At 66.6% G+C, this 25093-nt stretch carries 32 protein-coding genes; 17 read left to right on the top strand and 15 right to left on the bottom strand.

Annotated elements, in window-relative coordinates:
* Positions 1 to 52: 52 nt before the first annotated feature.
* The 3 genes from ABD923_RS08790 to ABD923_RS08800 all read right to left on the bottom strand — a co-directional run bounded on the left by ABD923_RS08790 (position 53) and on the right by ABD923_RS08800 (position 1618).
* Positions 53 to 619, bottom strand: a complete 567-nt coding sequence (locus tag ABD923_RS08790) for a hypothetical protein (RefSeq protein ID WP_259550288.1) — start codon at positions 617 to 619, stop codon at positions 53 to 55.
* On the bottom strand, positions 616 to 849 hold the full coding sequence (locus ABD923_RS08795) for a hypothetical protein (protein WP_259550289.1): 234 nt from the start codon (positions 847 to 849) through the stop codon (positions 616 to 618). The genes ABD923_RS08790 and ABD923_RS08795 overlap by 4 nt, the downstream gene beginning before the upstream one ends.
* A gap of 178 nt (positions 850 to 1027) precedes the next feature.
* Complete coding sequence (locus ABD923_RS08800; protein ID WP_259550290.1) at positions 1028 to 1618, bottom strand: riboflavin synthase; 591 nt, start codon at positions 1616 to 1618, stop codon at positions 1028 to 1030.
* Between the two features lie 200 nt (positions 1619 to 1818).
* On the opposite strand from ABD923_RS08800, the gene ABD923_RS08805 reads away from it, so the two are divergent.
* The 3 genes from ABD923_RS08805 (at position 1819) to ABD923_RS08815 (ending at position 6435) form a co-directional block, all read left to right on the top strand.
* Positions 1819 to 3108, top strand: a complete 1290-nt coding sequence (locus ABD923_RS08805; protein ID WP_259550291.1) for a capsule biosynthesis protein — start codon at positions 1819 to 1821, stop codon at positions 3106 to 3108.
* Positions 3109 to 3200: 92 nt separating this feature from the next.
* Entirely contained in the window at positions 3201 to 4358 is a 1158-nt protein-coding gene (locus ABD923_RS08810; protein ID WP_259550292.1) for a polysaccharide biosynthesis/export family protein, read from the top strand.
* A 4-nt stretch (positions 4359 to 4362) separates the two neighbouring features.
* Positions 4363 to 6435, top strand: a complete 2073-nt coding sequence (locus tag ABD923_RS08815) for a capsular polysaccharide biosynthesis protein (protein ID WP_259550293.1) — start codon at positions 4363 to 4365, stop codon at positions 6433 to 6435.
* Positions 6436 to 6530: 95 nt separating this feature from the next.
* On the opposite strand, the gene ribD is transcribed toward ABD923_RS08815, so the two are convergent.
* The 4 genes from ribD to ABD923_RS08835 form a co-directional block, all read right to left on the bottom strand.
* Positions 6531 to 7640 carry a bifunctional diaminohydroxyphosphoribosylaminopyrimidine deaminase/5-amino-6-(5-phosphoribosylamino)uracil reductase RibD gene (gene ribD, locus ABD923_RS08820; RefSeq protein WP_259550294.1) on the bottom strand — a complete coding sequence of 370 codons (1110 nt, stop codon included), beginning with the start codon at positions 7638 to 7640 and terminating at the stop codon, positions 6531 to 6533.
* 3 nt (positions 7641 to 7643) lie between these two features.
* Entirely contained in the window at positions 7644 to 8111 is a 468-nt protein-coding gene (gene nrdR / locus ABD923_RS08825; protein ID WP_222191063.1) for a transcriptional regulator NrdR, read from the bottom strand.
* Positions 8112 to 8267: 156 nt separating this feature from the next.
* The gene (locus tag ABD923_RS08830; protein ID WP_259550295.1) at positions 8268 to 8693 is read right to left on the bottom strand and encodes a secondary thiamine-phosphate synthase enzyme YjbQ; all 426 of its coding nucleotides are present in this window, start codon (positions 8691 to 8693) and stop codon (positions 8268 to 8270) included.
* A gap of 137 nt (positions 8694 to 8830) precedes the next feature.
* Positions 8831 to 9475, bottom strand: coding sequence for a DUF2161 domain-containing phosphodiesterase (locus ABD923_RS08835; RefSeq protein WP_259550296.1), 645 nt, complete (start codon positions 9473 to 9475; stop codon positions 8831 to 8833).
* Positions 9476 to 9577: 102 nt separating this feature from the next.
* Between ABD923_RS08835 and ABD923_RS08840 the strand changes: the two genes are divergently transcribed.
* The 4 genes from ABD923_RS08840 (at position 9578) to ABD923_RS08855 (ending at position 11769) form a co-directional block, all read left to right on the top strand.
* Positions 9578 to 10249, top strand: coding sequence for an SDR family oxidoreductase (locus ABD923_RS08840; RefSeq protein WP_259550297.1), 672 nt, complete (start codon positions 9578 to 9580; stop codon positions 10247 to 10249).
* Between the two features lie 172 nt (positions 10250 to 10421).
* The gene (rpmB, locus tag ABD923_RS08845; protein WP_222191059.1) at positions 10422 to 10712 is read left to right on the top strand and encodes a 50S ribosomal protein L28; all 291 of its coding nucleotides are present in this window, start codon (positions 10422 to 10424) and stop codon (positions 10710 to 10712) included.
* 124 nt (positions 10713 to 10836) lie between these two features.
* Entirely contained in the window at positions 10837 to 11211 is a 375-nt protein-coding gene (locus ABD923_RS08850) for a hypothetical protein (RefSeq protein ID WP_222191058.1), read from the top strand.
* Between the two features lie 45 nt (positions 11212 to 11256).
* Positions 11257 to 11769, top strand: a complete 513-nt coding sequence (locus ABD923_RS08855) for a copper chaperone PCu(A)C (protein WP_259550299.1) — start codon at positions 11257 to 11259, stop codon at positions 11767 to 11769.
* 127 nt (positions 11770 to 11896) lie between these two features.
* On the opposite strand, the gene ABD923_RS08860 is transcribed toward ABD923_RS08855, so the two are convergent.
* The gene (locus tag ABD923_RS08860) at positions 11897 to 12589 is read right to left on the bottom strand and encodes an NAD-dependent deacylase (protein ID WP_259550300.1); all 693 of its coding nucleotides are present in this window, start codon (positions 12587 to 12589) and stop codon (positions 11897 to 11899) included.
* A gap of 35 nt (positions 12590 to 12624) precedes the next feature.
* On the opposite strand from ABD923_RS08860, the gene ABD923_RS08865 reads away from it, so the two are divergent.
* Positions 12625 to 13068 carry a low molecular weight protein-tyrosine-phosphatase gene (locus tag ABD923_RS08865; protein ID WP_259550301.1) on the top strand — a complete coding sequence of 148 codons (444 nt, stop codon included), beginning with the start codon at positions 12625 to 12627 and terminating at the stop codon, positions 13066 to 13068.
* Between the two features lie 10 nt (positions 13069 to 13078).
* Here the strand turns inward: ABD923_RS08865 and ABD923_RS08870 are convergent, their stop codons facing one another.
* The 3 genes from ABD923_RS08870 to ABD923_RS08880 all read right to left on the bottom strand — a co-directional run bounded on the left by ABD923_RS08870 (position 13079) and on the right by ABD923_RS08880 (position 15107).
* Complete coding sequence (locus tag ABD923_RS08870) at positions 13079 to 13381, bottom strand: hypothetical protein (RefSeq protein WP_222191054.1); 303 nt, start codon at positions 13379 to 13381, stop codon at positions 13079 to 13081.
* A gap of 126 nt (positions 13382 to 13507) precedes the next feature.
* Entirely contained in the window at positions 13508 to 13948 is a 441-nt protein-coding gene (locus ABD923_RS08875; protein WP_259550302.1) for a DsrE family protein, read from the bottom strand.
* Between the two features lie 106 nt (positions 13949 to 14054).
* Positions 14055 to 15107: a Glu/Leu/Phe/Val family dehydrogenase gene (locus ABD923_RS08880; RefSeq protein ID WP_259550303.1), complete on the bottom strand. Its 1053-nt coding sequence runs from the start codon at positions 15105 to 15107 to the stop codon at positions 14055 to 14057.
* A 149-nt stretch (positions 15108 to 15256) separates the two neighbouring features.
* Here ABD923_RS08880 and ABD923_RS08885 point away from each other — a divergent pair, with 149 nt between their 5' ends.
* The 3 genes from ABD923_RS08885 (at position 15257) to ABD923_RS08895 (ending at position 17101) form a co-directional block, all read left to right on the top strand.
* Positions 15257 to 15712: an Lrp/AsnC family transcriptional regulator gene (locus tag ABD923_RS08885; RefSeq protein ID WP_259550304.1), complete on the top strand. Its 456-nt coding sequence runs from the start codon at positions 15257 to 15259 to the stop codon at positions 15710 to 15712.
* A 235-nt stretch (positions 15713 to 15947) separates the two neighbouring features.
* The gene (locus ABD923_RS08890) at positions 15948 to 16724 is read left to right on the top strand and encodes a class I SAM-dependent methyltransferase (RefSeq protein WP_259550305.1); all 777 of its coding nucleotides are present in this window, start codon (positions 15948 to 15950) and stop codon (positions 16722 to 16724) included.
* A gap of 245 nt (positions 16725 to 16969) precedes the next feature.
* The gene (locus ABD923_RS08895; RefSeq protein WP_259550306.1) at positions 16970 to 17101 is read left to right on the top strand and encodes a hypothetical protein; all 132 of its coding nucleotides are present in this window, start codon (positions 16970 to 16972) and stop codon (positions 17099 to 17101) included.
* Positions 17102 to 17140: 39 nt separating this feature from the next.
* Here ABD923_RS08895 and ABD923_RS08900 read toward each other — a convergent pair whose 3' ends face one another.
* Positions 17141 to 17689 (bottom strand): hypothetical protein, encoded by a 549-nt coding sequence (locus ABD923_RS08900; RefSeq protein ID WP_259550307.1) that lies wholly within the window; start codon positions 17687 to 17689, stop codon positions 17141 to 17143.
* A 414-nt stretch (positions 17690 to 18103) separates the two neighbouring features.
* On the opposite strand from ABD923_RS08900, the gene lepA reads away from it, so the two are divergent.
* Positions 18104 to 19903: a translation elongation factor 4 gene (gene lepA / locus ABD923_RS08905; protein ID WP_259550308.1), complete on the top strand. Its 1800-nt coding sequence runs from the start codon at positions 18104 to 18106 to the stop codon at positions 19901 to 19903.
* Positions 19904 to 20077: 174 nt separating this feature from the next.
* On the opposite strand, the gene ABD923_RS08910 is transcribed toward lepA, so the two are convergent.
* On the bottom strand, positions 20078 to 20425 hold the full coding sequence (locus ABD923_RS08910) for a hypothetical protein (RefSeq protein WP_222191048.1): 348 nt from the start codon (positions 20423 to 20425) through the stop codon (positions 20078 to 20080).
* A gap of 153 nt (positions 20426 to 20578) precedes the next feature.
* Here ABD923_RS08910 and ABD923_RS08915 point away from each other — a divergent pair, with 153 nt between their 5' ends.
* The 4 genes from ABD923_RS08915 (at position 20579) to ABD923_RS08930 (ending at position 22139) form a co-directional block, all read left to right on the top strand.
* The gene (locus tag ABD923_RS08915; protein ID WP_259550311.1) at positions 20579 to 20830 is read left to right on the top strand and encodes a hypothetical protein; all 252 of its coding nucleotides are present in this window, start codon (positions 20579 to 20581) and stop codon (positions 20828 to 20830) included.
* 143 nt (positions 20831 to 20973) lie between these two features.
* Entirely contained in the window at positions 20974 to 21189 is a 216-nt protein-coding gene (locus tag ABD923_RS08920; RefSeq protein WP_259550312.1) for a hypothetical protein, read from the top strand.
* A gap of 218 nt (positions 21190 to 21407) precedes the next feature.
* Positions 21408 to 21587, top strand: a complete 180-nt coding sequence (locus ABD923_RS08925; RefSeq protein ID WP_222191045.1) for a hypothetical protein — start codon at positions 21408 to 21410, stop codon at positions 21585 to 21587.
* Between the two features lie 63 nt (positions 21588 to 21650).
* Positions 21651 to 22139 (top strand): cytochrome b/b6 domain-containing protein, encoded by a 489-nt coding sequence (locus ABD923_RS08930; protein ID WP_259550313.1) that lies wholly within the window; start codon positions 21651 to 21653, stop codon positions 22137 to 22139.
* Here the strand turns inward: ABD923_RS08930 and ABD923_RS08935 are convergent.
* Complete coding sequence (locus tag ABD923_RS08935) at positions 22132 to 22893, bottom strand: alpha/beta fold hydrolase (protein WP_259550314.1); 762 nt, start codon at positions 22891 to 22893, stop codon at positions 22132 to 22134. The genes ABD923_RS08930 and ABD923_RS08935 overlap by 8 nt on opposite strands.
* A gap of 100 nt (positions 22894 to 22993) precedes the next feature.
* Between ABD923_RS08935 and ABD923_RS08940 the strand changes: the two genes are divergently transcribed.
* Positions 22994 to 23494, top strand: a complete 501-nt coding sequence (locus tag ABD923_RS08940) for a hypothetical protein (protein WP_259550315.1) — start codon at positions 22994 to 22996, stop codon at positions 23492 to 23494.
* On the opposite strand, the gene ABD923_RS08945 is transcribed toward ABD923_RS08940, so the two are convergent.
* A complete protein-coding gene (locus ABD923_RS08945; RefSeq protein ID WP_259550316.1) occupies positions 23491 to 24924 on the bottom strand; it encodes a Glu/Leu/Phe/Val family dehydrogenase in 1434 nt (477 codons plus the stop codon). The genes ABD923_RS08940 and ABD923_RS08945 overlap by 4 nt on opposite strands.
* Between the last annotated feature and the right edge of the window lie 169 nt (positions 24925 to 25093).

Below are 25093 nucleotides of genomic sequence, written 5' to 3' on the forward strand. Positions count from 1 at the left end.
ATGGCGCGGGACTTTGCCAGACACGCCGCCCCGCGACGCGGCAGCGCGGGGGTCAGGGCGCGGGGGCGAAGAAGCGCTCGGCCGGAACCGACCCGGCCAGACCGGCCGTCGCGCACCACTCCGCCTCGATGCTGGTGGCAGGCACCAACACGACACCGTCGAGCGGCAGGCCTTCCTCCCGGATCAGGCCCCGCAAGGTCTCTCGCGTAGCGCGCCAGGATGCCGTCATCTGCGGTGCAGGTCCGGCCGCCTCCAGCCGTGCGCCATTCACGGCCAGCACGTCTGCCGGCGCGTGATAGACGGCCCCGAGCCGCGCCGCCGCGCCGGACAGGCCGTCAAGCCGCCCGGCTTCCACTTCCGGCATCTCGATGCGCCGCGCCGTCAGGCCCAGGGAATTGCCCGAGAACAGGAAGGCGACGATATCGCGCCCCGCCGTGGCCCGGATCGTCGCATAAGTCTGGTAGGGCAGGCCCAGGCGCCTGGCCCGCGCCACGCGCACCCGAACCACCTCCAGCGGCAGGGCAGGCAACAACGACCTGCGCGCTTTTTTCCACGCCAGCTTGCGAAACCCGTAGCCCGCCTCCATCGACGGCCCGCCATTATGTCCGATCCCAGTCATGCGCGATCCTCCTCGGCCAACCATGCCACCGCACGCCGCGCCGCGGCAAGGGCCTCCGCCTCCGATGCGCCCCCGCCCGAGGGCGCAGCCACGCGTCGCCAGCCGTGGCCGTCTTCAGGATCTCGGCGGCACTCGACGAAAGCCCAATCGCCGCTCGCAAGACGGATCAGGTCGACGCAACGCTGCGCCGCGCCATCCTCGATGGAGCGCATCACTACGTCCCGCGCCATCCCGCCCCCTCTTTATCCCGAAAAATATGCCCGCCGGAGGCATCCCCGGCCAAGCAACCGCGGTCGTTCCGACGACAAGGCGCGCCGCTGACACAGGCCCGGCCGGCGCAAGCCCGGCCAGCGCCCGCCAAATGTGCCCGAAGGGCGCGTGCGGCGGGCGCTCCCCCCGGCCCGGCCATCAGCCCGGCCAATCCTGCAGCCGCGCGACATAGCGCGCGAGCGTGTCGATCTCGAGGTTCACCCGGTCCCCTGCTTTGGCCTCACCCCAGGTTGTCATCTGTTTGGTGTGCGGGATGATGTTCACCCCGAACTCGACCCCGTCCACCTCGTTCACGGTCAGGGAGGTCCCGTTCAGCGCGACCGAACCCTTCGGCGCGATGAAGCGCACCAGCGCCTCGGGCGCGCGGAAGGTGAACCGCGTCGACTCGCCCTCGTCCCGCGTGGCCACGATCTCGGCCACGCCATCGACATGGCCCGACACGATATGCCCGCCCAATTCGTCGCCCACGCGCAGCGCGCGTTCGAGGTTCACGCGCTTGCCCTCGGCCCACGCGCCAAGCGTCGTCTTCGAGACCGTCTCAGCCGAAATATCCACCTCGAACCAGTCGTCTCCCTTGGCCGTCACCGTCAGGCAGACGCCGTCGCAGGCGATCGACGCGCCGATCTCGACCGTCGCCATGTCATATCGCGTGGCGATCCGCGCATGCAGGTCGCCGCGATGGTCGACCCCGCGCAGGGTGCCGATATCGGTAATCAGTCCGGTGAACATGGGCAGGCCTCCAAGCCGAATGACGTCGGACCTGACCTAGCCCCGGTTCGCGGGGTCCTGCAAGGGTGCGGCTTGGGGCCACAGGCTTGCCGCATTGGCGCCCTGCGCAGGCCGCAAGGAATTGTTCCCCTCTCCGCGAAGGTCTATCACCCACTCAAAGGCCCGTGGGGCTTGCTCCACGCGCCGTAAAGGTACTCGTCATGGCCCCGCGCCCGTCCAACCGCGTCTTTCTGGTCCTGCAGGGCCCCCACGGACCGTTCTTCGACCATCTCGGCCGGATGCTGACCGATGCAGGCGCCACCGTGTGGCGCGTGGGCTTCAATCGCGGGGACGAGGTGTTCTGGTCCGACCGGGCGCAATTCATCCCGCAAACCGACCCGATCGACGCCTGGCCCGAGCGTGTCGCCGCCCTGCTCGACGAAAAAAAGGTGACCGACCTGGTGCTTTACGGTGACACGCGCCCGATCCACGCCACCGCGATCGAGGCTGCCCGGGCCCGCGGCCTGACCGTTCACGTTTTCGAAGAAGGCTACCTGCGCCCCTACTGGGTGACCTACGAGCGGGGCGGCGCCAACGGCAACTCCCGCATCGTCGACACGACTGTCGAGGACATGCGCCGCGCGCTCAGGGATCTCGACCTCGACCTGCCCGACGCCCCCGCCCGCTGGGGCGACATGCGCCAGCACGTCTTCTACGGCGCGCTCTACCATTGGTTCCTGATGGTCGGAAACCGGCGCTACACCGCCTTTCGCCCGCACCGCACCCTGACCGTCCGCGAGGAGTTTCGCCTCTACCTGCTGCGGCTGGCGCTGATGCCGTTTCACTGGATGGACCGCAGGCGCGCCTCGCGGCGCATCAAGACAGGCGGGTTTCCCTATCACCTTGCGCTGTTGCAACTGGAACATGACGCCAGTTTTCGCGACCACGGGCCGTTCTCCAGCATGACCGAGTTCCTCGAAGTGCTGATCGAAGGGTTCTCGGCAGGCGCGCCCACGCATCATCACCTCGTCTTCAAGGCGCATCCGCTCGAAGATGGCCGCGTTCCGATCCGCGCCGAGATCCGTCGCCTGGCGGCCCGGCACGGCGTCGGCAGGCGCGTGCATTTCGTGCGCGGGGGCAAGCTTGCGCCGCTTCTCAACGATGCCCGCAGCGCCGTTACGGTCAATTCCACCGCCGCGCAGCAGGCGCTTTGGCGCGGGCTGCCGCTCAAGGCCTTTGGACAAGCCGTCTACCTCAAGCCGGAATTTGTCTCGACCCAACCGCTGGCCGAGTTCTTCAGCAACCCGCAGCGCCCCGACAGCCGCGCCTATCGCGATTATCGCCACTACCTTCTGGAGACCTCGCAGGTCACGGGCAGCTTCTACTCGGCGCGCGGCCGCCGCCAGTTGCTGCGCCAGGTGGTGGACATAATGCTCAGCCCGGATGATCCTTACGACGCGCTCGACGCCGGCAGGCCGGCTCCAAGGCAACACCTCAACCTCGTGAAATGACGCCGGGGCTTCCCCAATTGGTCAAAATTGGCTACGGTCCCAACCAATAAAAAAATATTCGAGGCAGTTTCAGGCAGTAAGGAGCCAACTCCGTGACATCGTTGGTGTTGAAAGCGGCCCGACCGGCCGTGCTTTTTGCCGTTGTGTCGGCTGTCTCGTCATGCGGGATGCTGAACGGGTTCCTTCCCTCCTCGGGGCCGACACGAAACCAGATCTTCGCAGGATCGGTCCAGCGCGAGGGCGACGCCTTCGTGGTCGAGGTCAACAGCCGCGTCACCGCCGTCACCTCGGCCGTGCCCGCGCTTGGCTTCCCGTCCTCGCTGCTCAATGCCGCCAGCGCCAATACCGATATCATTCGCCCCGGCGACACCCTGACGCTGACGATCTATGAAAACGTCAATGACGGCCTGTTGTCGGGCGAGAACGCCAATGCCTCGGCCATCAGCTCGATCCAGGTCGACGGGGCCGGCTTCATCTTCATTCCCTACGCAGGCCGCATTCGCGCCGCGGGCAACACGCCTGAGCAGTTGCGCGAGATCATCACCCGCAACCTCGACGAACAGACGCCCGATCCGCAGGTGATCGTGATCCGCGAAGTTGGCGACGGCGCCACCGTGACCGTCTCCGGCGACATCGGCGGGGAAGGCATCTATCCGATCGAACGACCCACCCGTCGGCTTTCGGGCATCCTCGCCGCTGCCGGTGGCGTGACGCCCGACCCCGAGATCACGCAGGTGACCGTCATTCGCGGCGGCCAGTCCGGCACGGTCTGGTACGAGGACATCTTCCTTGAGCCGCAGGTCGACATTGCCATGCGCGACGGCGACCGCATCCTGGTCGAGGAAGACAGCCGCAGCTTCACCGCGCTTGGCGCGACGGCGGCGCAAACCCTGGTGCCTTTTGAGAGCCGCACGATTTCCGCGCTCGAGGCCATTGCCTCGGTCGGCGGCCTGAACCCCAACCTCGCCGATCCGACCGGCGTCTTCGTCCTGCGCAACGAGCCCGAGGAAATGGCCAATGCCGTCCTTGGCCGCTCGGACCTCATCGGCACGCAACGATTCGTCTACGTGCTGGACCTGACCGCGCCCACCGGCATGTTCGAGGCGCGCGATTTCGCCATCCGCGACGAGGACACGGTTTATGTCACCTCGGCCCCGATCACGCAGTGGAACAACGCCATCAGCGCGCTGACCGGGACGCTGACCAACGCCGCGGGCACCGCGAACACGCTGTCCTCCCTCGGCCAATAGCGTGATGGCGGCCGCGGCCGATCCGACGGGGCGCAGCACATCGCACCTGTCGCGCCGCCGCGCCTTTCATTTCAACGCAGGCTTCCTGACCAACGCCCGCGTCCGGCGTATCCTGACGCTGGCGGGCTACGACCTGCGCATCGGCCTGCCCGGCCCCGAGGACGCGGTCATGGTCTGGGGGCATTCCCCCTATGCCCCGCGCGGCGAGAAAGCCGCCGACAGCACGGGCGCAGAATTGATCCGCATCGAGGATGCGTTCCTGCGGTCGCTGCATCCGGGCCGGTCCGGTGAGCCGCCCCTCGGCCTCGTGATCGACCGCAAGGGCATGTATTTCGACGCGTCGCGCCCCTGCGACCTGGAAGACATCCTTGCCCATCACCCGCTGGACGACACCGCGCTTCTGGACCGCGCGCGAGAGGGGATGGCGCGGATCGCGGCGAGCCGCCTGACGAAGTACAGCGCGACGGACCTCACGCTAAGCCCCCCCGCACCGGGATATGTTCTGGTCATCGACCAGACCCGCGGCGATGCCTCGATCCGGCTGGGCGGCGCGGATGCCAACAGCTTCGCCGAGATGCTGACATGGGCGCAGCAGGACCACCCCGGCGCGCAGATCGTCATCAAGACCCACCCCGAAACCCGCGACGGGCATCGCGCGGGGCATTTCGACCCGGCCACCCTGCCCCAAGGCGTCGTGATTGAGGATCGCCCCCTGCCGCCGCAAACGCTCTTCGAGGGGGCGCGCGCGGTCTACACCGTCACCTCGCAACTGGGGTTCGAGGCGATCCTCGCTGGCCTTCGCCCGGTGACTTTCGGCACGCCCTTCTACGCGGGCTGGGACCTGACGGATGATCGCCGCCCCGTGCCCGCCCGCCGCGCGCGCCGCCTCAGCCGGGCGCAACTGGTGGCGGCCGCCCTCATCCTGTACCCGACCTGGTATGACCCCTACCGAGACCGGCTCTGCGACCTCGAAACCGTCCTCGGCACCTTGGAGGCGGAAACCCGCGCCTGGCGCGAAGATCGCCGGGGATATGTCGCCCTCGGCATGCGCGCATGGAAGCGCGGCCACCTGAAATCCAGTTTCGAGGCGGCCGGCGGGAGAATGCAATTCGCTGACGGCCCTGTTGATGCGGTATCCGGCACCCGCCCGGTCATGGTCTGGGCCGGGGCCGAGACCAAACGCCTGCGCGACGCCTGCACCGAAAGCGGGACGCCCCTTTACCGCGTCGAGGACGGGTTCCTGCGCTCGCGCGGACTGGGGGCAGAGCTGGTGCCGCCGCTCTCCCTCGTGCTGGATGACCTCGGCATTTACTACGACCCCAGCCGGGAAAGCCGCCTCGAACGCCTGATCGCCGACAGCGCCCATGCCCGCCCCGAGGCGCTGCGCCGCGCCGACCGCCTGATGGGCCGCCTGCGCAAGCTGGGTGTCACGAAATACAACCTCGACGGTGCTGCCGATCTGCCGCCCCCGCCCGAGGGGCGCAGCGTCATCCTCGTCCCCGGCCAGGTCGAGAACGACGCTTCGATCCTGCTGGGGGCTGGCGATGTCGCCACGAACGAGGAACTTCTGCGCACCGCCCGCCGCCTGCACCCCAGGGGGTGGATCGTGTTCAAGCCGCATCCCGACGTGGAGGCCGGGCTGCGCCCGGGCGCGGTGCCGGACGAGACTCTGGCGGCCCTGGCCGACCACGTCGCGCGAGGGGCCAGCGCGCAGGCCTGCCTCGCGCAAGCCGACCGGGTCGTCACCATGACCTCGGGCCTCGGGTTCGAGGCGCTGATCCGCGGCATCCCGGTCACGACCCTCGGCGCGCCGTTCTACGCGGGTTGGGGCCTGACCAACGACCTCGGGCCTGTGCCGTCACGCCGGCAGGCCCGCGTCTCGCTCGCCGGGTTGGTGCACGCGGCGCTGATCGCCTACCCGCGCTATCACGATCCGGTCACGAACCGCCCTTGCCCGGTCGAGGTCGCAATCGACAGGCTCGCCGACCCGACGGCGACCCCGCAGCCGCCCCGCTTGCGCGCCTTGGCCAAGCTCCAAGGCTGGTTCGCGGGTCAAAGCTGGATCTGGCGACGCTGATTTTCTGCACCTCTCCACAGGCCCGGCTCACTTACTCACAGCATGGGCGAAAATTTCGGCCTCCACTCACAGGCTGTGAGTATACCCGCCGCTCCCTACCCGGCCTCTCTGACCCACAGGCTCAGCGCGTCGCCGCCCAGGTCCCGCGTCTCGACCAGGCGGAACCGCGTGGCTTCCGACAAGGCCGCAACGCCCATCGCGCCGACCGCCGGTGTCCCCTCCGCGCCCAAGGTCAGGCCCGCCGAGACCACGGCCAGATCATCGACCAGGTCACCCGCGATCAACCCGGCCGCCAGACTGCCGCCGCCCTCGCAGAAGACACGGGTCAGGCCCGCGCCGCCAAGCGCCACCATCGCCGCCGACAGGTCCAACTGCCCGCCCGGGCCGGTCGCCACCTCGATCAATCGCGCCCCAGCGTCACGCCAAAGCGCCCGTGCCGTCTCCGGCGCATCGGCCCCGTGACACAGCCAAACCGGCACCTCGCGCGCCGTGCGTCCCAAATGACTGTCCACCGGGATATCGAGACGCCGCGACAGCACCACCCGGACCGGCTGATGCGCGATGCCCAATCCCCGCACGGTCAAGGAGGGGTCGTCGGCCCGCGCCGTGCCCGCGCCGACCATCACCGCGTCATGCCGCGCCCGTTGCCCATGCACCCAGCGGCGCGCCTCTGGCCCGGTGATCCACTGGCTCTCGCCCGTCGCGGTCGCGATCCGCCCGTCCAGCGATGCCGCCAGTTTCAGCGTCAGGGCCGGCCGACCCGCGCGCAGCTTGCTGAAGAACCCGCGATGATCCCGCGCGGCCTCGTCCTCCAGCAGCCCGGTCTCCACCGCGATCCCCGCGGCGCGCAGCCGCGCGGCTCCGCCCCCATCCGTCCGCGGGTCCGGGTCCGTCGCGGCAATCACCACCCGCGCGACCGAGGCCGCGACCAGCGCCTCGGAACAGGGCGGTGTCTGTCCGTAGTGGTTGCAGGGCTCGAGACTGACATAGGCCGTCGCCCCATGCGCCGCGTCGCCTGCCTGCGCCAAGGCCACGACCTCAGCATGGGGGCGGCCGCCCGGTTGGGTCCAGCCCCGCCCCAGCACCCGCCCCTGCTTGACGATCACGCAGCCAACCGCCGGGTTGGGCCAGCACCGCCCCTGCCCGCGCCGCCCCAGGGCCAGCGCCAGCCGCATCCAGCGCGCGTCTTCGGCGATGGACACCATGGCTCAGTCGCCGGGCTGAACCGGCGGCCGCAGCTCTGCCAGGAAATCCTCGAAATCGTCGGTGGCCTGGAAATTCTTGTAGACGCTGGCAAAGCGGACATAAGCGACCGAGTCGATCGCGGCGAGGCGCTCCATCACGATCTCGCCGATGGTCTTGGACGGGATATCCGTCTCGCCCATGCTTTCCAGACGCCGCACGATGCCCGAGATCATCTGGTCCACGCGCTCCGGTTCCACCGGGCGTTTCTGCAACGCGATCCGCACCGAACGCTCCAGCTTGTCACGCTCGAAATCCTCGCGCTTACCATTGGATTTCACCACGACGAGGTCGCGCAACTGCACCCGCTCGTAAGTGGTGAAGCGTCCGCCGCAGGCCGGGCAGAACCGCCGCCGCCGGATCGCCACGTGATCCTCCGCGGGGCGTGAATCCTTCACCTGAGTATCAACATTTCCGCAAAACGGGCAGCGCATCGCCGTCCCCTTTCCTGTCCCATTGCGCGGGGATCTCGCCGCGCCTGCCTCATCCCTTGGGTCTGATGCCCACTTATCCACAGGCACTATAGGTCAGAGGTCAGGGATTGGGTAGAGGGCAAATCCCGCCACAAGATCAGGGGTGGCGAAAGAGACTCACCCCGCGCGATCCGCGCTGAAATGCGCCGCCACGCGCCGCCGATATGGCCGCGCACGATGCTCGAAAAGGTAGATCCCCTGCCACGTCCCAAGCCGCATCCGCCCATCCATCACCGGGATCTGCAGGGACACCGGCAACAGGGAAGCCTTGATATGCGCGGGCATGTCGTCGGGCCCCTCCAGCACATGGGTCAACCAGCGCATCGAGGGGTCGTCTCCGGCGGGCACCAGGCGCTCGAAAAAGCCCATCAGGTCCACCTGTACGTCCGGGTCCGCATTCTCCTGGATCAGCAGGCTGGCCGAGGTATGCCGCACCATCAGCGTCAGCATCCCATCGCCCTGTCCTGACACCCACCGTGCCACCTGGCCGGTAAACTCCACCAACCCCGCGCCGCGCGTCTCGATCTCGAATTCCGTCTGCAAGATGCCCCTCCCGCCCCGATCTTTATCCTTCAAATATGCCCCGCGCGACGCGCGGCAGCGGTACAGGGGGCTCGATGCCCCCTGCACCGCTTCCCCGGGCGACGCCAAAGGCGGCGCAACCCCTCAACCGATGGCCCTCAACCGCTGGCAACCGCCCGCCCCGCCGCGCTCAGATCGTAGAAGCCCGTCTCCACCTTCACGAACCAGCCATAGTGGTTATCGCGCATGATCGTGGTCGCGCGCGCCACGCCCGTGGCCTCTTTCACCACGGCCCCCTTGCAGGCCCCGGCCTGCGCCAGGTGCTGCACGCAGGCCAGCGCATCCTGACGATAGGCCGTCATCCGCATCCCTTGCGTGCCGCCCGCGCTCGGGTCGCCCCGCCGCCGAGCGAATTCCGACAGCATCGCCGCCCGCCGCCGCGCATTCTTGCGCGGCGCATAGGGCCCGGGGTCGCAATGCACCTCGACCAGCCCGGTTTCCACCCGCACCGTCAGCAAGCCCAGGCCCAACCGCCGCGCCAGTTTCACGTTCTCGGCAAGCGCGCCGGCAAAAACCCGGCCGGTCTTGCGCGGCACGGCGACATAGACAAGATCGCTGACCGACAACCGCGCGATCCCCTGGTGGAACAGGGCCAGCGAAAAGCCGGTCTTCAACTCGACGATCACCGGGTCCTCGCCCTCTTTCACGCCCATCACGTCGGCGGGGCCGATCTCGCCCTTCACCTCGTAGCCGGCCTCTTCCAGGAAGGCCTTGATGGGGGGATAAAGATCCGTCTCGCGCATGATGGCCCCAGTTTAGCCAGCGCCGCGGCCGTGACAATCGCGCGCGGCGGAACCGGGCCGCCCAACAGACGTTGGCAGGCCAGGACCAAAGGAGACTGCCCCATGACCAAGACCCTCTTCATCACCGGCGCATCCACCGGGATCGGCGCCGCCACCGCCCATGCCGCCGCCAAGGCTGGCTGGAACGTCGCCCTCTTCGCCCGGTCCAGGGACAAGCTCGACGCGCTGGCCGCCGAGATCGGGGACCAGGCCCTCGCCCTGCCCGGCGACGCGACATCCTACGACGACCAGGCGCAGGCCATGCAAAAGACCGTCGATCACTTCGGCCGCCTCGATGCCGCTTTCGCCAATGCGGGCCACGGCCTCGACACGCCGGGGACCGAGGCCGGCGACCCCGAGGAATGGCGCAGTCTCGTCGATCTCAACATCATGGGGCTGCTCTACACCGCCAAGGCGGCGATTCCCCACCTCAAGCCCAACAAGGGCAGCATCGTGCTGACCGGATCGGCTGCGGGGCGCCGTCACCTCAAGGGCTCGATCTACGGCGCGTCCAAGTGGTTCGTGCATGGCTATGCCGGCAACCTGGCCGAGGAAATGCGCGAATGGGGCGGGCGCTGCACCGTGATCGCACCCGGCATGGTGGACACGCCCTTTTTCTCCGAGGCCAAGCCTGACAAGCTCAAGCCCGAGGATGTCGCCGACGCGGTCATGCACGCGCTTCAGGCCGACCCGCGCAACACGGTGCTCGAGATCCATCTCTTTCCGACGAATTGACGCCACCCCGGCCCGATTCCCGGCTTGACACCTCAAGGTGGCCCGCTTAAAGCCACCGCAGATTTATTGGGCGTGGAGGCCCCCTCCGCGCCCTTTTGGTTTCCGCAGCGCCGGCGCCCGGCCCAGATGGTTCGATCACACCGGCCCGCTGCCCAGAACGAGGACGAAGACCATGTCGCGTGTCTGCGAACTGACCGGCAAGGGCCCGATGACTGGCAATAATGTCAGCCATGCCAACAACAAGACCCGGCGCCGTTTCCTGCCGAACCTGAGCGAAGTGACGCTCGGCTCGGACGTCTTGGACCGTCGCTTCCGCCTGCGCGTCTCGAACGCCGCGCTGCGCACTGTCGACCATCGCGGGGGCCTCGATGCCTTCCTGACCCGCGCGAAAGAGGCCGACCTGTCGCCCAAGGCCGTCAAGATCAAGCGTGAAATCGAAAAGGCGCAGGCCGCTCAGGCCTGATCTTTCGATCACCTGCGAATCGCGCGCGCCCCGCTGGCCTTGGCCTGCGGGGCGCTTGTGCATGTCGCGCAGCACCGCCCATTGTCGTTTTGCCGCAGCGCGGACGCAGGCCTGCATCCCTAGATTGAGTGCGATGAGAACGACCCGCGTCATCCTCGGCATCGCGCTTGCGCTGCTCATGTCCGTCACGGGCCTCGCCGCCTCCATGGCGCGTGGCGCGATGGCGGCTGACGGGGTGCTTTGCGGCTATAACACGCCCCAGATCGTTTTGGCGGTGGATGGGCTGCCGCTCTTCGACGACGCGGGCGAGCCGGTCGAACTGACCGAACACCCCTGCCCCGACTGCATCGTCGGAGCCCTCGCGCTTGCACCGGATACGCCCGTGGCGCAGCCTGTGGCCGGGTCCGAGTCTACCCTTTCCGAAACGACCTACGCCGCTCTCGCTCCGACGCTCTGGCGCTTGGGGGGACAGGGACGCAGCCCGCCTGCCGCGGCCTGACCCCACCCAACCAAACCCAGACCATTCGGACAGACGGAGATGACCATGTCCTTCAAAACCCTTGTTCTCGCGGGCGCCTGCGCGCTCGTCCCCGCGCTCGCCTCGGCCCAGATGGCCGTCGAAGACCCTTACGCCCGCGCCGCCAGCGCCATGGCGATTTCCGGCGCGGCCTTCATGACCATCACCAACGAGGGCGAGGCCGATGACCGCCTGATCGCCGCCGCCTCGGATGTGGCCGAACGGGTGGAGCTTCACACCCACATCATGGAAGGCGACGTGATGCGCATGGTCGAGGTCGAAGAAGGCTTTGCCGTGCCCGCGGGCGAAACCATCCACCTGCAGCGCGGCGGCATGCATGTCATGTTCCTCGGTCTGACCCGGCCGCTGGAAAACGGCAACGAGATCGAGGTCACCCTGACCTTCGAGAATGCCGGCGAGATGACCGTGACCATCCCGGTCGACAATGACCGGATGCCGGCCCAGATGGGCACCGGCGGCATGATGCACGGCGCGCCCGCCAATGCGGGCGGTCGCATGATGATGGACAGCGACGGCTGACATCCCGACATCCGGGCGCGGTGGCCGGTCCCTTGGTCACCGCCCCGGCCCCGTGCCCCCGCCCTGAAATTGGTGGGGCCGGCGACGGCGCGCCACCTGTTCCATCCATCTTGACGGCGCGCCGCCGTTATCCGCCCAGTACCTCCACCACCCAGGCCGGCACCGCCTCGGTCGCCTTGCCCGCGATCATGCGATCGAACCGCCCCGGCGCAGGCGCCGGATCGAGGTTGATCTCCAGCGTCTCTGCCCCGGCCTCTTCCGCGATCTCGACGAAGCCCGCCGCCGGATAGACCTCGCCCGAGGTGCCGATGGCCACGAACAGATCCGCCTCGCTCAAGGCGGGCAGGATCCGCTCCATGTGATAGGGCATTTCCCCGAACCAGACGATATCGGGCCGCGTTGCAGGGGCCGCGCAGGACGGGCAGGGATCGCTCGGAACCATCTCGCGCGGTGCATCCCAGCGATGCCCGCAGGATGCACAGAGCGCGCGGGTGATTTCGCCATGCATGTGCACCACCTCGCGGCTGCCGCCCCGTTCATGCAGGTTGTCGATATTCTGCGTGACCAGCAGAACCTCGCCCGCGAACCCCTCCTGCAAGCGCGCCAGCGCCCGGTGGGCCGCGTTCGGGCTGGACTCCAGCGCATTGGCCCGGCGCGCGTTGTAGAAGTCGAGGACAAGGCGCGGGTTGCGGGCATAGCCCTCGGGCGTGGCGACCTCGGACAGGTCGTAGCGGGTCCAGAGCCCATCCTTGTCGCGAAACGTGCCCAGCCCGCTTTCGGCGGACACGCCCGCCCCGGTCAGAATGACGATCCGATCCATTGCACCCCTCCGCGTTCGCTGGCACTCCTGTCGCCATGACCGACCGTATCCTCTGCGTCTGCCTTGGCAACATCTGCCGCTCGCCCACAGCCGAAGGGGTGCTGCGCGCCCGCCTGCCCGGTCACGAGATCGACAGCGCCGGCACCGGCGACTGGCATATCGGCAAACCGCCCTATGGCCCCGCGCAGGCGGCGGCGCTTGGGCGGGGCTACGACATTTCGGGGCTGCGCGCGCGGCAGGTCAGCCCGGCCGATTTCGACCGGTTCGACCTGATCCTGGCGATGGATTCGGAGAATCACGCCGATCTGGCGCGGATGGCGCCCAAGGGCGCGCGTGCCGATCTGGCCATGTATCTCGACCCGCTCGGCGGAGGGGACGTGCCCGACCCCTACTTTACCCGCGACTTCGAAGGCGCGCTCGACCTGATCGAAGAGGCCGCCCGTCTCTGGGCGGCCCGTCTGTCGGGAACGTCCGGCTAAAGGTCCGCGGTCAGCGGCACATCGCTTCGGCCATCTCGCCGAAATTGCGCCAGCGCTGCCAGATTTCCTCGTTCCGCGGGGTGTCGGACAGTTGCACGCGCTGCGCTTCTTCGGGGTCGCGGAAGAAGCGTGCCCCAAGGCGCATGTCAGCGCGGGTCAGGGTGCGGTCCGCCGCCTCGCCGATACAGGCGCAGAGCGAACGGCTGGCCGCCGGCCGGTCGGAACTCAGGCAGGCGCGCTCGATGGGGTTGGCAAAAGCCGGTGCGGCAAGGGCCGCGCAGATCGTCACGGACGCGATCAGGATGCGTGTCATGTCACTATGCCTCGGTTCGATATGGGTACACGGGTCTTGCGCCCGTTCCCGCATAGGATGCGCCAAACTCCTGATTCTGTCCATGCCGGGGCCGATCACATCCGCCCCGGCAAAGATTCAAGCCGATCAGAAGGACCAGACGATGGTGCCTTCCGCGGCCATGGCGCCGGCCATGGCGGGGGGTTCGGCGACGCTGACACCGTCGATCAGCACGCTTTCATCGGCGCCGAGGCCCGGCAGGTAGATGGCGCACACCTCGACCGTGGCGCCGCCCTCGATCAACTGCATCAGCAAGCCTTGCGGGCTGGCGCCCATCGGCGGCTGGCCGGCGGTGGCGCTTTCCGGCGCATCGGCGAGCGCGAGATCACCGCCGGGGCCGCAAAGCAGGACGCGCACCGGGTGGCCCTGCTGCGCGGCCTGGCCGGTCAGGACCATCGACATCAGCTGGGTCTGCGGGTTGTCGGCGGTCACGACGGTCACCAGCGGCGCGGCATCCTGCGCGAAAGCCATTGGGGCGGCGGTGCCAAGGGTCAGGCCAGCAGCAACGAGCATCGAAACGAAACGCATGAGGGTCTCCTGTATAACACAGGCAATTATTTGCCATGTCACGGATATACCTTATCGCCGCCGCGATGCCCGCGCGACCTCTCGCCGCGTGCCGGTTTCCCGCCGGTCAGGCGGCGCTGTCCTGCCGAACCAGCCGTTCCGCCACCACCTCATCGGCCACGCGATGCGGGCTGACGCCCTCTGTTTCCGCGCGGGCGAGGATACGCGCCGTCATTTCCCGCAGCGCGGCCAGCTTGTCGCTGACGAAGCGGCGCCGGTCGGCCAAACCCAGTATCTCGGTTGCGACATTCACGATGCCGCCGCCATTGGCGACGTAATCCGGCACGTAGAGGATACCGCGCGCCCATAGCGCATCCCCCGCCGCGTCATCGGCCAACTGGTTGTTCGCCGCGCCGCAGACAATCTCGGCTTGCACCTTTGCAGCACTTTCGACCGTCAGCACCCCGCCGATGGCGCAGGGCGCAAGGATATCGCAGGGCACCGACAGGATCTCGTCCGGCGTCACCACCTCGGCGCCGAAACTCGTCACGGCCCAGGCCGCCCGCTCGGCGTCGCGATCCGACACGACCAACTCGGCGCCCGCAGCCCGCACCAGCTTGGCCAGGTGCCAGCCGACATGCCCCAGGCCCTGGATCGCCACGCGCCGCCCCTCCAGCACCGGGCTGCCCCAGCGCTGCTCGGCGGCCACGCGCATGGCGTAGAACACGCCGCGCGCCGTGACCGGCGACGGATCGCCCGAGGCATGCGCCCCTTCGTCCAGCCCCGCAACATAGCGCGTCTCGCCCCGGATCACCGCCATGTCGGCCGGCGACATGCCCATGTCCTCGGCCGTCCAGTAGCGCCCCGCCAACCCCTCGATAGCCCGCGCGAACGCCCGCAACTGCGCGTCCGTCTTCTCCGCCGGGTCGCCCAGGATCACCGCCTTGCCGCCGCCAAGCGGCAGGTCCGCCGCCGCGTTCTTCAGCGTCATGCCCCGGCTCAGGCGCAGCACATCCTCCAGCGCCTCGTCCTCGGAGCCATAGGGCCGCATCCGCAAACCGCCCGCCGCCGGGCCGCGCGCGGTGGAATGGATGGCGATGAAACCGATCAGCCCCGCCGCCGCGTCCTCGACGCGCAAGACGGTTTCATGGGTGTCGCTGGAAATCCGGGTCGTCTGCATGGGAAACCTCCTGTTTGGACTTTTCGTCCCTTCCTTGCCCAACAGCCTAGGCGACATCGGGCAGCGTGTTTCACCAAACTGGCCCCGTGCGACTGGCCCGTGGGGCCGATTTCCGCTAAAAAACCGGAAACTCTTGGAGACTTTCCCCAATGGATCGGATCGACACCCAGATCATCGCCCAACTGCAACAAAACGCCCGCCTGTCGATCACCGAGCTGGCCGAGCGCGTGGGCCTGACGCCCACCCCCTGCGCCCGCCGCGTCCAGAAGCTGGAGGAAGACGGCATCATCACCGGCTACACCGCGCGGGTGGACGCCTCGAAACTGGGCCTGGCGCTGACCGTCTTCATCTTCGTCGAGCTGGAACGCCAGAGCCACGAAACCCTGCGCAACTTCGAAGCCGCGATCCGCCGCTTCGACGAGGTCGTGGAATGCCACCTGATGACCGGCACCCGCGATATCCTGCTCAAGGTCGTCGCCCCCGACCTCAAGGCCTTCGACCGCTTCCTCGAAGACCACCTCGTCCACGTCCCCGGCATCCGCGCCACGCGCTCCAGCTTCTCGCTGCGCACGATGGTCAGCCGCGAGGTGTTGCCGAGGGGGTGAGCCACACGCGAAGGGCCGCGGCGACGATGGGTTTGCCGCGTGACGCCTTTCATAGCGCCTTGTCGGGCCTGGCCGTTCTTTCTGGTTACGAACTCTCGACCACCTCTCAAAAGAACGCCTTACACGTGGCCCGAATTTTTTTGCCGCACCAGTCGTGGCTCAAGTTGAAGCATTGTAAGCACCTTCAAGACACGGCAACCTGCACCGCAATGACGCCTTCTCAGAACGGATCACCATGTATTTCCTGAAAGTCGCGAAGCACCCGGACCCAGACGCGAGTCTGACCCCCCCGCTCAAACAGATTTTCGATGGCAGCCACACTACCGAGGCGTTTCAAAATGGCGGCGAGGCCGCCACAAGGGAGTATCTGATCCATCGCGGGCGCTTGAAACCCGACGAACGCGTTTTGGATATCGGCAGCGGAATCGGAAAGATTGCGCGCCCACTCACAGTATACCTTGACGCCAAAGGTTCATATGACGGCGTCGAGATCGTCAAAGACGGCGTCGAGTGGTGCGACACGCACTACGAGCGATTTCCGAATTTCCGGTTTCATCATGCGGATATTTACAGCAAGCATTACAACGCAAGCGGCACCACTCACGACCACGAATACCGTTTCCCTTTCGACGATCTGAGTTTCGACTTCATCATTCTGCGGTCAGTTTTCACACACATGCTGAAAGAAGGTGTGGAAAATTACATCCGCGAAATCGGGCGATTGCTTTGTAAAGGCGGGCGATGCTTCGTCACTGGCTTCTTCCTCAATCCTGACAGCATTCGCAGGACTGAAAACGGAGTGGGGGAATGGGTCTTCCCGCACCGACGCGGCTCGATCCGGTTGCTGGATGATGCCGTGCCAGAGCGCGGCGTCGCCCATGACGAGGCACATCTCCGCGCGCAATTTGCCGAGCAAGGTCTGGACCTCGCGGACGCGACCTACGGAGACTGGTGCGGACGCGGCGTCACTTTGCCAACGATTCAGGACGCTTGGATACTGGTGAAATCCTGAGGCTCCGGCGGCTGGTACAGTTTATTCCACTCGGCAAGACCGTCACCTGCCGAAACGCACGACGCGTCGTGCCGCTGGCCTGACTGTCTCATGGCGGGCCGTATTGGCCGCCCATGCCGTTGCGACCGACGTGTCGGGGCGGACAATGCCCGACCGGGCCTTCTCCAAGCGCCCGTCTCCACCACTGCGCCGGCAATCCAACCGCATGCAGGCCGCCATGATCGGCCCTTTCACGCATCCGAAACTTGTCCATCCTCGCCCATATCGCTCACGAGAAGTCCGCGCTGGCCGATCTGATGACCGGCATCCGCGCCACGCGCTCCAGCTTCTCGCTGCGCACGATGATCAGCCGCGAGGTGTTGCCGCAGGCCGGCTAAGGCAGGTCAACCATGCCCCCAGAAGGCGCGCGGAACGGTCTATTGAACTCCCATGGAGTCTTCGTCGACTCTGTCGGGGTCAACGCAGAGCACGGATCTGGACAGCCCGACGGCGCGCCGCACCGCTTCCTTGCTCGGACGTTCCCCAACGCCGTTCGCCCTGAGCCAATCCTCGTGAACGCCAACGATGCGAAAGGGGAACCCATGCCGCAAGCCGACGATCTTTGCAGCCGCCAAACGATGCGTCGCTCCGTTTTCGTGGACGAGGCTGCCATCCTGCCAGACAATGGCCCGGCCCAGCCCGCCGGTCGCCAATGCCGATGTCCTGTCCGCGCAGTAGCCGTCGCGTGACATGCTTTCCAGCAGGTCAAGGTAACAGGTCGCAATCAATTGCGGGATCTCGGCCGGGTCGGTGATTTCGTATCGCTTGTGCTGGTAGCGCCCGGTGCGGGTCAACGTATTCCAGATGTTTCGATACGTCTCGCTGGCCGAGAGATCCTCTCGATGGGTCCAGACATCGAGCATCCTCTGGTAGGTTTGCCCCTCTTCCAGGGGTGTCACGACAAACCGGTCGCTGGTGACAATCATGGGCCGACTGGCCCGCGCCGCCCGGTTCACCAATCTGCTGACGCCACGCGGCAGGAAGCGCGCCCGTTTCGTGGCCGTCCAGACACGTCTCAGCGCCACGTCCCGCACGCTCAGGACTATGCTTGAAGGGTCTGCTTCGACACAAAAGTGGGTCGAAAACACAAAAGGCACCATACACCACCCGCTTGACGGCGCCCCCACATGTGGAAGAATCGCACAATCCTGCCTGCAAAACAAGCATTTCAGCGCCATAGACACAGGCGAGGGGGCAGGTGCGTCCGCAATCCATCCCCCCCGGCCCCGCGCGGCCGCCGCCCATATCGCCCCCGACGGTCGGACACATACGCCCAGCCCTTCCCTCCCGACATCCCTTAAGCTACATCCCCCTCTGACCATTTCCCCATGCAGGCCGCCATGACCGACCTCTCCCGCATCCGCAACTTCTCCATCGTCGCCCATATCGACCACGGCAAGTCCACGCTGGCCGACCGGTTGATCCAGCTGACCGGCACCGTGGCCGAGCGCGACATGCAGGAGCAGATCCTCGACGCGATGGATATCGAGCGCGAGCGCGGCATCACCATCAAGGCCAACACCGTCCGCATCGAATATCCCGCGCAGGACGGGGAGACCTATATCCTCAACCTCATCGACACGCCGGGCCACGTGGACTTCGCCTACGAGGTCAGCCGCTCGATGCAGGCCGTCGAAGGCTCGCTCCTGGTGGTGGACGCCACCCAGGGCGTCGAGGCGCAGACGCTCGCCAATGTCTACCAGGCCATCGACGCCGATCACGAGATCGTCCCGGTCCTCAACAAGATCGACCTGCCCGCGGCCGAGCCCGACCGGGTGAAGGAGCAAATCGAGGATGTCATCGGCATCGACGCGCAGGACGCCATCGAGATCAGCGCCAAGACCGGCCTCGGCATTCCCGACGTGCTGGAGGCCATCGTCACCCGCCTGCCCGCGCCCAAGGGCGACCGCGACGCGCCGCTCAAGGCGATGCTGGTCGACAGCTACTACGACCCTTATCTCGGCGTCGTCGTCTTGATCCGCGTCATCGACGGGGTGGTCAAGAAGGGCGACCGCGTGCGCATGATGAAGACGGGCGGCACCTACCAGATCGACAAGCTGGGCGTCTTCCGCCCGAAAATGCAGGACATCCCCGAGCTTGGGCCGGGCGAGATCGGCTTTCTCACCGCCTCGATCAAGCAGGTGCGCGACACCCGCGTCGGCGACACGATCACCCACGAGAAGAAACAGTGCCAGACCGCGCTGCCGGGCTTCAAACCCTCGCAGCCGGTGGTGTTCTGCGGCCTCTTCCCCGTCGACACCAATGATTTCGAAGACCTGCGCGACGCGATCGAGAAGCTGGCCCTGAACGACGCCTCCTTCTCCTCCGAGATGGAGACCTCGGCCGCGCTTGGCTTCGGCTTCCGCTGCGGCTTTCTCGGGCTTTTGCATCTCGAGGTCATCCGCGACCGCCTGGAACGCGAATACGATATCGACCTGATCACCACCGCGCCCTCGGTCATCTACCACCTGCACATGAAGGACGGCGAGGTGGTCGAGCTGCACAACCCCGCCGACATGCCCGACCAGACCCTCATCGACCATGTCGAGGAGCCGCGCATCAAGGCCACGATCCTCGTGCCCGACGAATACCTCGGCGACGTGCTGACGCTGTGCCACGACCGGCGGGGCGAACAGCTGGACCTGACCTATGCCGGCACGCGGGCCATGGTCGTCTACGACCTGCCGCTGAACGAGGTGGTCTTCGACTTCTACGACCGGCTGAAATCGGTCACCAAGGGCTATGCCAGCTTCGACTACCAGATGATCGGCTACCGCGCCGACAACCTCGTGAAGATGCAGATCCTCGTGAACGAGGAACCGGTCGATGCGCTGTCGATCATGGTGCATCGCGACCGGGCCGAGATGCGCGGGCGCGCCATGTGCGAAAAGCTGAAAGAGCTGATCCCCCGCCACATGTTCAAGATCCCGATCCAGGCGGCCATCGGCGGCCGCGTGATCGCGCGCGAAACCATCGCCGCGCTGCGCAAGGACGTGACCGCCAAATGCTATGGCGGCGACGCCACGCGGAAAAAGAAGCTTCTGGAAAAGCAGAAGGCGGGCAAGAAGAAGATGCGCCAGTTCGGCAAGGTAGAAATCCCCCAATCTGCCTTCATCAACGCGCTCAAGATGGACTCGTAGGGCGGGACTTGTCCCGCCGCACCTCGCCGGAAAGCGCGCCGAAAAGAACAGCGAAAGAAACCATTGCCGGCTCGACTAATTTCGTTCCGGCTCGTTTAAATTCGATTTCGCGCGATCTTCACGGAATTAACCCCAGCCGCCCCCAAAACCGGGACGGCTGGCGCTCGTTTCACATCACCAGTGGTGATCGCAGGTCGCGTAGATCGTGACCATCGCCTCGCGGGTCGAGGTCGGGCGGCCGCTGCGGTTGGTCAGCTCGATCGTCCAGCTGCGGGTCGAGGCCGGGAAGCTGGCGGTCACCACCAGCGGACCGGTCGGCGTCAGCTGGTCGTTGTTCGCGAAGCCGCCCGCGATGACGTAATGATGCGCCGGGCAGGTGATCGTCACCTCCTGGCTGTCACCCGATCCGACCACCGGCATCTGGATCGTTTCGCTGAAGACTTCGTGGGCGCTGGCCTGGGTCGAGGCCGCAAGCGCGGCGGCGAGGATGGCAGTCCCCAAGACGTTTTTTGAAAAGAGCATAGTTACCCCCTTTGGTTTCAATAGGCCTTCAGGGTCCTGATTCGTTGACCCAGCGTCAAGATTCTTGTCCGCCGGACCGCCGGCAACGGTTGGAAACCCCCGCTTCGGAACCCCTGTACGTCCGCCGCGTTGGGCCGGTGAAAGGAGGACCCCATGGATCGTTTCAGCATTCTTCTCACCCTTCCCGTCGGCGCGGTGGCGACCGGCGCTTTCACCATTCTCGCCTTCAATCTCGGCTTCTATGCCTGGCCCGCCGTGATCGGCGCTGCCGTTCTGGGCTTCGGCCTCAGCTGGCCCCTGGCCTACGTGATTTCCCGCCGGGTGAAGCGGCAGGACCCGAACTGGGACGAAACCCGCGTGGAGCGGACCGGCACCGTCCCCAACCCCGCCGCGCGCGAGGTCTGACCGGCGACACCCCCGCCTTTGCCGGGGGCGAGACGCCTTACGTCGCCATCCACGTGGACGAAAACGATCCGCAGGGGATGAACATGGCGTTGAACTAGGTCCTGAACGTCACCCGCTACTACGAGGAACACGGCGATAGCGTCATGGTCGAACTGGTCGCCTATGGCCCCGGCCTGACCATGCTGCCGGATGAGGGCAGCCCGGTGCAGCAGCGCATCGAACAGGTGAACCTCGCGATGGCGAACGTCTCCTTCTCGTCCTGCGGCAACACCCATGCCAACTGGTCGCGCCGCGACGGGTTCTCCCTGCGCCGCTCGCGGCTGGTGCCGAGATCACGCCATCGGGCGTCGTGCGCCTGATCGAGATGCAGGAAGAAGGCTACGCCGACATGCGCCCCTGAGCCTTGCGCCCTCCGGCTGGCCGGTTGAGGGGCGTCGCGCGTACGCACGGGGTGTGTACAGGCTGTGTACGGGGTGTGACATGGCCGGATCGCCGCTTGATCGGGATCAAGGCAGGTGTTGCGGCGATATGATTGACATGGGCAAGGACACGCGCCACACGCTGCGGAGGGACCCCCATGCGTCTGTTTTTCCTGATCTACACCCTTGCATCGACCGCCATGGCCGGCATCCTCATCACCGCCGTTCTGGCCGCGCGCATGGATGGTTGGGAGCCCATCGTGATCGCCGCCGCCATTGGCGCCGTCGCCGCCCTCCCCGCCGCCTGGATATCCGCCAACAAGATCCGGAATCTTTGAGTCCGCCCAGCGCGGGTTTCGTGCTAAACTCCTGACTGCCAAAGGCTTTCGCAGGGGTTTCGCATGTCTCGCGCCGCAGGCTACAGCCGGGTTCAGATCGCCTTGCACTGGGTGACGGTGCTTCTGGTCGCGCTGCAATTCCTGCTGCATGACGGCATTTCAGACGCCTATGACCGGGCGACGGAAACCGGTGCCTATGCCATCACCCTGCCCGTCGCCCTGCATGCCGGCGGCGGCATGCTGATCCTGCTGCTGGCCACGTGGCGCGTGCTGCTGCGCAAGGAACATGGCGTGCCGCCCCCGCCCGAGGGCGAACCGCCGCTGTTCGGCAAACTCGGCCACGCCGCCCATCTCGCGCTCTACGCCCTGCTTTTCCTCCTGCCGGTCACCGGCGCCGCCGCCTGGGGCGGCCGGATGGAGGGCGCAAGCGATGCGCACGAGACCCTCAAGTCATTGCTTTTGATTTTGATTATCGCGCATGTAGCCGCCGTCGCCGTGCATCAGCTTGTCTGGAAAACCGGGCTGATGCGGCGGATGATGGCGCCTAAGTAGCCGTAAAAAACGCCCGGAGCGACGCCTCGAACTCGCGCGGTTTGTCCGCGTGGAGCCAGTGGCCAGCCCCCGGGATCTTCGCGAATTTCGCATTCGGAAACAGCGCCTTGATCGCCGGGCGATCCTCATGGCGGACATAGTCGGACTCCGCGCCCGTCAGAAACAGGGTCGGGCCGTCGAACGTGCCCTGCACCTGGGGGAAAGACAGGATCAGTTCCATGTCCTTTTCCAGCACATCAAGGTTCAGACGCCATTTGCGCGCCTTCACGTCCAGCGATTGCAGAAGGAACGCCCGCACACCGTCGGTCGTGACATGGCGCGCCAGTTGCGTGTCGGCATCCCGGCGGCTCTCGATCACCGACAGATCCACCTTCCGCATCGCGTCGATCAGGTGCTGCTGCGTGTGGCCATAGGCGACCGGGGCGATATCGGCCACGACAAGGCGTCGAACGGCCTCGGGGTGGGTCAGGGCCAGCACCATGGCAGCCTTGCCCCCCATGGAATGCCCCATCACATCCGCCGTGCCGCCATGGGCGGCGATCACCTCGGCCAGGTCATTGGCGAGGTCCGGATAGGAATGCGCTTCCATCCATGGGCTGTCGCCGTGGTTACGCATATCGACGACCAGAACGCGACGCACCTCGGACAAGCGTTTCGCGATCACGCCCCAGTTCCTGGCCGAGCCGAAAAGGCCATGCGCGATCAGGATGGGCGGGTGCGAGCTCTCCTCGCCATAGGTCTGGACGGTCAGCATGCCCGCCTTCTAGCCGCGCGGTGCGAAGGTTGCCAGCGCAGGCTTGCGTCGCGCGGCCAGCGCGGTATGTCAGGCCACCCGATGCGAAGGACCGCACCCGATGCCCAAGACCGACGAAGAGATCCTCGCCCTCATCACGCCGCAACCGCTGCGTCGCGGTCTGGCGGTGGGGATGATGGGCGCGCTTGGGGCGCTTGTGTTGACGGTGGCGGCTGAACGGCCACCGCAGTCACCGGCCTTCCTGATCTTCCTGATCCTGTTCGGGGCCGGGGCGCTGTTTCTGGCATGGCGGCTTTGGCAGGCCAGCGCGATCACCCTGGAACTGACCCGCGAGGAACTGCGCGAGACGGGACCGGACGGGCGCCTCCTGTGCAGGCTGGACAACGTGGTGAAGGTCGAACGCGGGCTGACGGCCTTCAAGCCCGCGAACGGCTTTGTCGTACGCTTGAGAGAACCGGGCAGCCGCGTCTATGCCCCCGGCCTCTGGATGCGGTCGGGGCGGCGGCTTGCGGTCGGCGGCGTCACCTCGGGGGCCGAGGCGAAATCGACCGCCGACCTGATGAACGTGCTGCTGGTCCAGCGCGGACAGGCAGGCGGCTAGATCCCCTTGGCCTGGTAGCTGGCGGCGACGCGGTTGATCCCGACGATGAACCCGGCCGTGCGCAGGTCGCTGACGTCGTCGCGTTCCCACCAGACCTGCCGCATGGAGTCGTAGGCCGCGCGCATCGTGTCGTCGAGGCCCGAGCGCACCAGTTCCAACTCATCCGCGCCACGCAGGTATTTCTGCTTGAAGTCCGGCGTCATCGACCATGCGCCGCCCAGGTGTTCGTCAAGGCGCTGCAACTCGTCCACGATCAACTGGTGCCGTGCCTCTTCCTGCCGCCGCTGCATCCGGCCAAATCGGATATGGCTGAGGTTCTTGACCCACTCGAAATAGGACACGGTCACGCCGCCGGCATTGGCGTAGAGGTCGGGAATGATGACAGTGCCCTTGTGGCGCAGGATCTCGTCGGCACCGGCCGTGATCGGCCCGTTGGCCGCCTCGATGATCAGCGGCGCCTTGACGTGATTGGCGTTGTGCATGTTGATCACGCCTTCCAACGCGGCAGGGATCAGGATGTCGCAATCCTCTTCCAGGACCTTGGCGCCGTTCTCGTGATAGGTGCCGAAGGGACAGTTCCTGACGCCGCCGTGACCGGCGATCCAGTCGTGCACGGCAACAACGTCAAGGCCATCGGCGTTTTCCAGCGCCCCATCGCGCTCGATGACATGGGTCACCTTGCACCCGTCCTCGGTGCTGAGAAACAGCGCCGCGTGATAGCCCACATTGCCGAGGCCCTGCACGATCACCCGCTTGCCGTCGAGCTTGCCGGAAAGACCGGCCTTCTTCACGTCCTCGGGGTGGCGGAAGAACTCGCGCAGGGCGTATTGCACGCCCCGTCCCGTCGCCTCGACCCGGCCCTGGATGCCGCCCGCGTGGGGCGGTTTGCCGGTCACGCAGGCGCGCGCGTTGATGTCAGTGGTGTTCATGCGCTGATACTGGTCGGCCATGATCGCCATCTCACGTTCGCCGGTGCCCATGTCGGGCGCGGGCACGTTCTGGGCCGGGTTGATCATGTCCCGCTTGATCAGTTCATAGGCGAAGCGGCGCGTGATCTTTTCCAGCTCGTCGGGCTCGTACTGTCGCGGGTCGATGCACAACCCGCCCTTCGATCCGCCGAAGGGCGCTTCGACGAGGGCACATTTGTAGGTCATCAGGGCCGCCAGCGCCTCGACCTCGTCCTGGTTCACGGTGGGGGCATAGCGGATGCCGCCCTTGACCGGCTCCATGTGTTCGGAATGGACCGAGCGATAGCCGGTGAAGGTGCGGATTTCGCCCCGTAGCTTCACGCCGAAGCGCACGGTGTAGGTTGCATTGCAGACGCGGATCTTTTCCTCGAGGCCCGGCGGCAGGTCCAACAGCGCGGCGGCGCGGTTGAACATCAGGTCGACGGATTGGCGGAAACTCGGTTCACCGGTGGGCGTGGACATGATGGCTCTTCTCCCTGCGCGCGCGGGTTTTCGGGTCTGGTGCCTTTTGGCAGGTCGCGCGCGCCCCCCTGAGACAGCCACGGCAAGGGTCCATGACACAAGCCTTATCCGCAACCGATCGCCCATCGGGCAGGTCACGGCATTGATCGCGCACCGGAAACTCCGCGTT

It is taken from the genome of [Roseibacterium] beibuensis (genome assembly GCF_039542305.1).
In the GTDB taxonomy this organism is placed as follows: Bacteria; Pseudomonadota; Alphaproteobacteria; order Rhodobacterales; family Rhodobacteraceae; genus Roseibacterium; species Roseibacterium beibuensis.

Excerpts from the sequence above, each read along its gene's own strand:
- ABD923_RS08790 (WP_259550288.1), bottom strand. The coding sequence starts at position 619 with ATGACTGGGATCGGACATAATGGCGGGCCGTCGATGGAGGCGGGCTAC.
- ABD923_RS08795 (WP_259550289.1), bottom strand. The coding sequence starts at position 849 with ATGGCGCGGGACGTAGTGATGCGCTCCATCGAGGATGGCGCGGCGCAG.
- ABD923_RS08800 (WP_259550290.1), bottom strand. The coding sequence starts at position 1,618 with ATGTTCACCGGACTGATTACCGATATCGGCACCCTGCGCGGGGTCGAC.
- ABD923_RS08805 (WP_259550291.1), top strand. The coding sequence starts at position 1,819 with ATGGCCCCGCGCCCGTCCAACCGCGTCTTTCTGGTCCTGCAGGGCCCC.
- ABD923_RS08815 (WP_259550293.1), top strand. The coding sequence starts at position 4,363 with ATGGCGGCCGCGGCCGATCCGACGGGGCGCAGCACATCGCACCTGTCG.
- ribD (WP_259550294.1), bottom strand. The coding sequence starts at position 7,640 with ATGGTGTCCATCGCCGAAGACGCGCGCTGGATGCGGCTGGCGCTGGCC.
- nrdR (WP_222191063.1), bottom strand. The coding sequence starts at position 8,111 with ATGCGCTGCCCGTTTTGCGGAAATGTTGATACTCAGGTGAAGGATTCA.
- ABD923_RS08835 (WP_259550296.1), bottom strand. The coding sequence starts at position 9,475 with ATGCGCGAGACGGATCTTTATCCCCCCATCAAGGCCTTCCTGGAAGAG.
- ABD923_RS08840 (WP_259550297.1), top strand. The coding sequence starts at position 9,578 with ATGACCAAGACCCTCTTCATCACCGGCGCATCCACCGGGATCGGCGCC.
- rpmB (WP_222191059.1), top strand. The coding sequence starts at position 10,422 with ATGTCGCGTGTCTGCGAACTGACCGGCAAGGGCCCGATGACTGGCAAT.
- ABD923_RS08855 (WP_259550299.1), top strand. The coding sequence starts at position 11,257 with ATGTCCTTCAAAACCCTTGTTCTCGCGGGCGCCTGCGCGCTCGTCCCC.
- ABD923_RS08860 (WP_259550300.1), bottom strand. The coding sequence starts at position 12,589 with ATGGATCGGATCGTCATTCTGACCGGGGCGGGCGTGTCCGCCGAAAGC.
- ABD923_RS08865 (WP_259550301.1), top strand. The coding sequence starts at position 12,625 with ATGACCGACCGTATCCTCTGCGTCTGCCTTGGCAACATCTGCCGCTCG.
- ABD923_RS08870 (WP_222191054.1), bottom strand. The coding sequence starts at position 13,381 with ATGACACGCATCCTGATCGCGTCCGTGACGATCTGCGCGGCCCTTGCC.
- ABD923_RS08875 (WP_259550302.1), bottom strand. The coding sequence starts at position 13,948 with ATGCGTTTCGTTTCGATGCTCGTTGCTGCTGGCCTGACCCTTGGCACC.
- ABD923_RS08880 (WP_259550303.1), bottom strand. The coding sequence starts at position 15,107 with ATGCAGACGACCCGGATTTCCAGCGACACCCATGAAACCGTCTTGCGC.
- ABD923_RS08885 (WP_259550304.1), top strand. The coding sequence starts at position 15,257 with ATGGATCGGATCGACACCCAGATCATCGCCCAACTGCAACAAAACGCC.
- ABD923_RS08890 (WP_259550305.1), top strand. The coding sequence starts at position 15,948 with ATGTATTTCCTGAAAGTCGCGAAGCACCCGGACCCAGACGCGAGTCTG.
- ABD923_RS08900 (WP_259550307.1), bottom strand. The coding sequence starts at position 17,689 with ATGATTGTCACCAGCGACCGGTTTGTCGTGACACCCCTGGAAGAGGGG.
- lepA (WP_259550308.1), top strand. The coding sequence starts at position 18,104 with ATGACCGACCTCTCCCGCATCCGCAACTTCTCCATCGTCGCCCATATC.
- ABD923_RS08910 (WP_222191048.1), bottom strand. The coding sequence starts at position 20,425 with ATGCTCTTTTCAAAAAACGTCTTGGGGACTGCCATCCTCGCCGCCGCG.
- ABD923_RS08915 (WP_259550311.1), top strand. The coding sequence starts at position 20,579 with ATGGATCGTTTCAGCATTCTTCTCACCCTTCCCGTCGGCGCGGTGGCG.
- ABD923_RS08920 (WP_259550312.1), top strand. The coding sequence starts at position 20,974 with ATGGTCGAACTGGTCGCCTATGGCCCCGGCCTGACCATGCTGCCGGAT.
- ABD923_RS08925 (WP_222191045.1), top strand. The coding sequence starts at position 21,408 with ATGCGTCTGTTTTTCCTGATCTACACCCTTGCATCGACCGCCATGGCC.
- ABD923_RS08930 (WP_259550313.1), top strand. The coding sequence starts at position 21,651 with ATGTCTCGCGCCGCAGGCTACAGCCGGGTTCAGATCGCCTTGCACTGG.
- ABD923_RS08935 (WP_259550314.1), bottom strand. The coding sequence starts at position 22,893 with ATGCTGACCGTCCAGACCTATGGCGAGGAGAGCTCGCACCCGCCCATC.
- ABD923_RS08940 (WP_259550315.1), top strand. The coding sequence starts at position 22,994 with ATGCCCAAGACCGACGAAGAGATCCTCGCCCTCATCACGCCGCAACCG.
- ABD923_RS08945 (WP_259550316.1), bottom strand. The coding sequence starts at position 24,924 with ATGTCCACGCCCACCGGTGAACCGAGTTTCCGCCAATCCGTCGACCTG.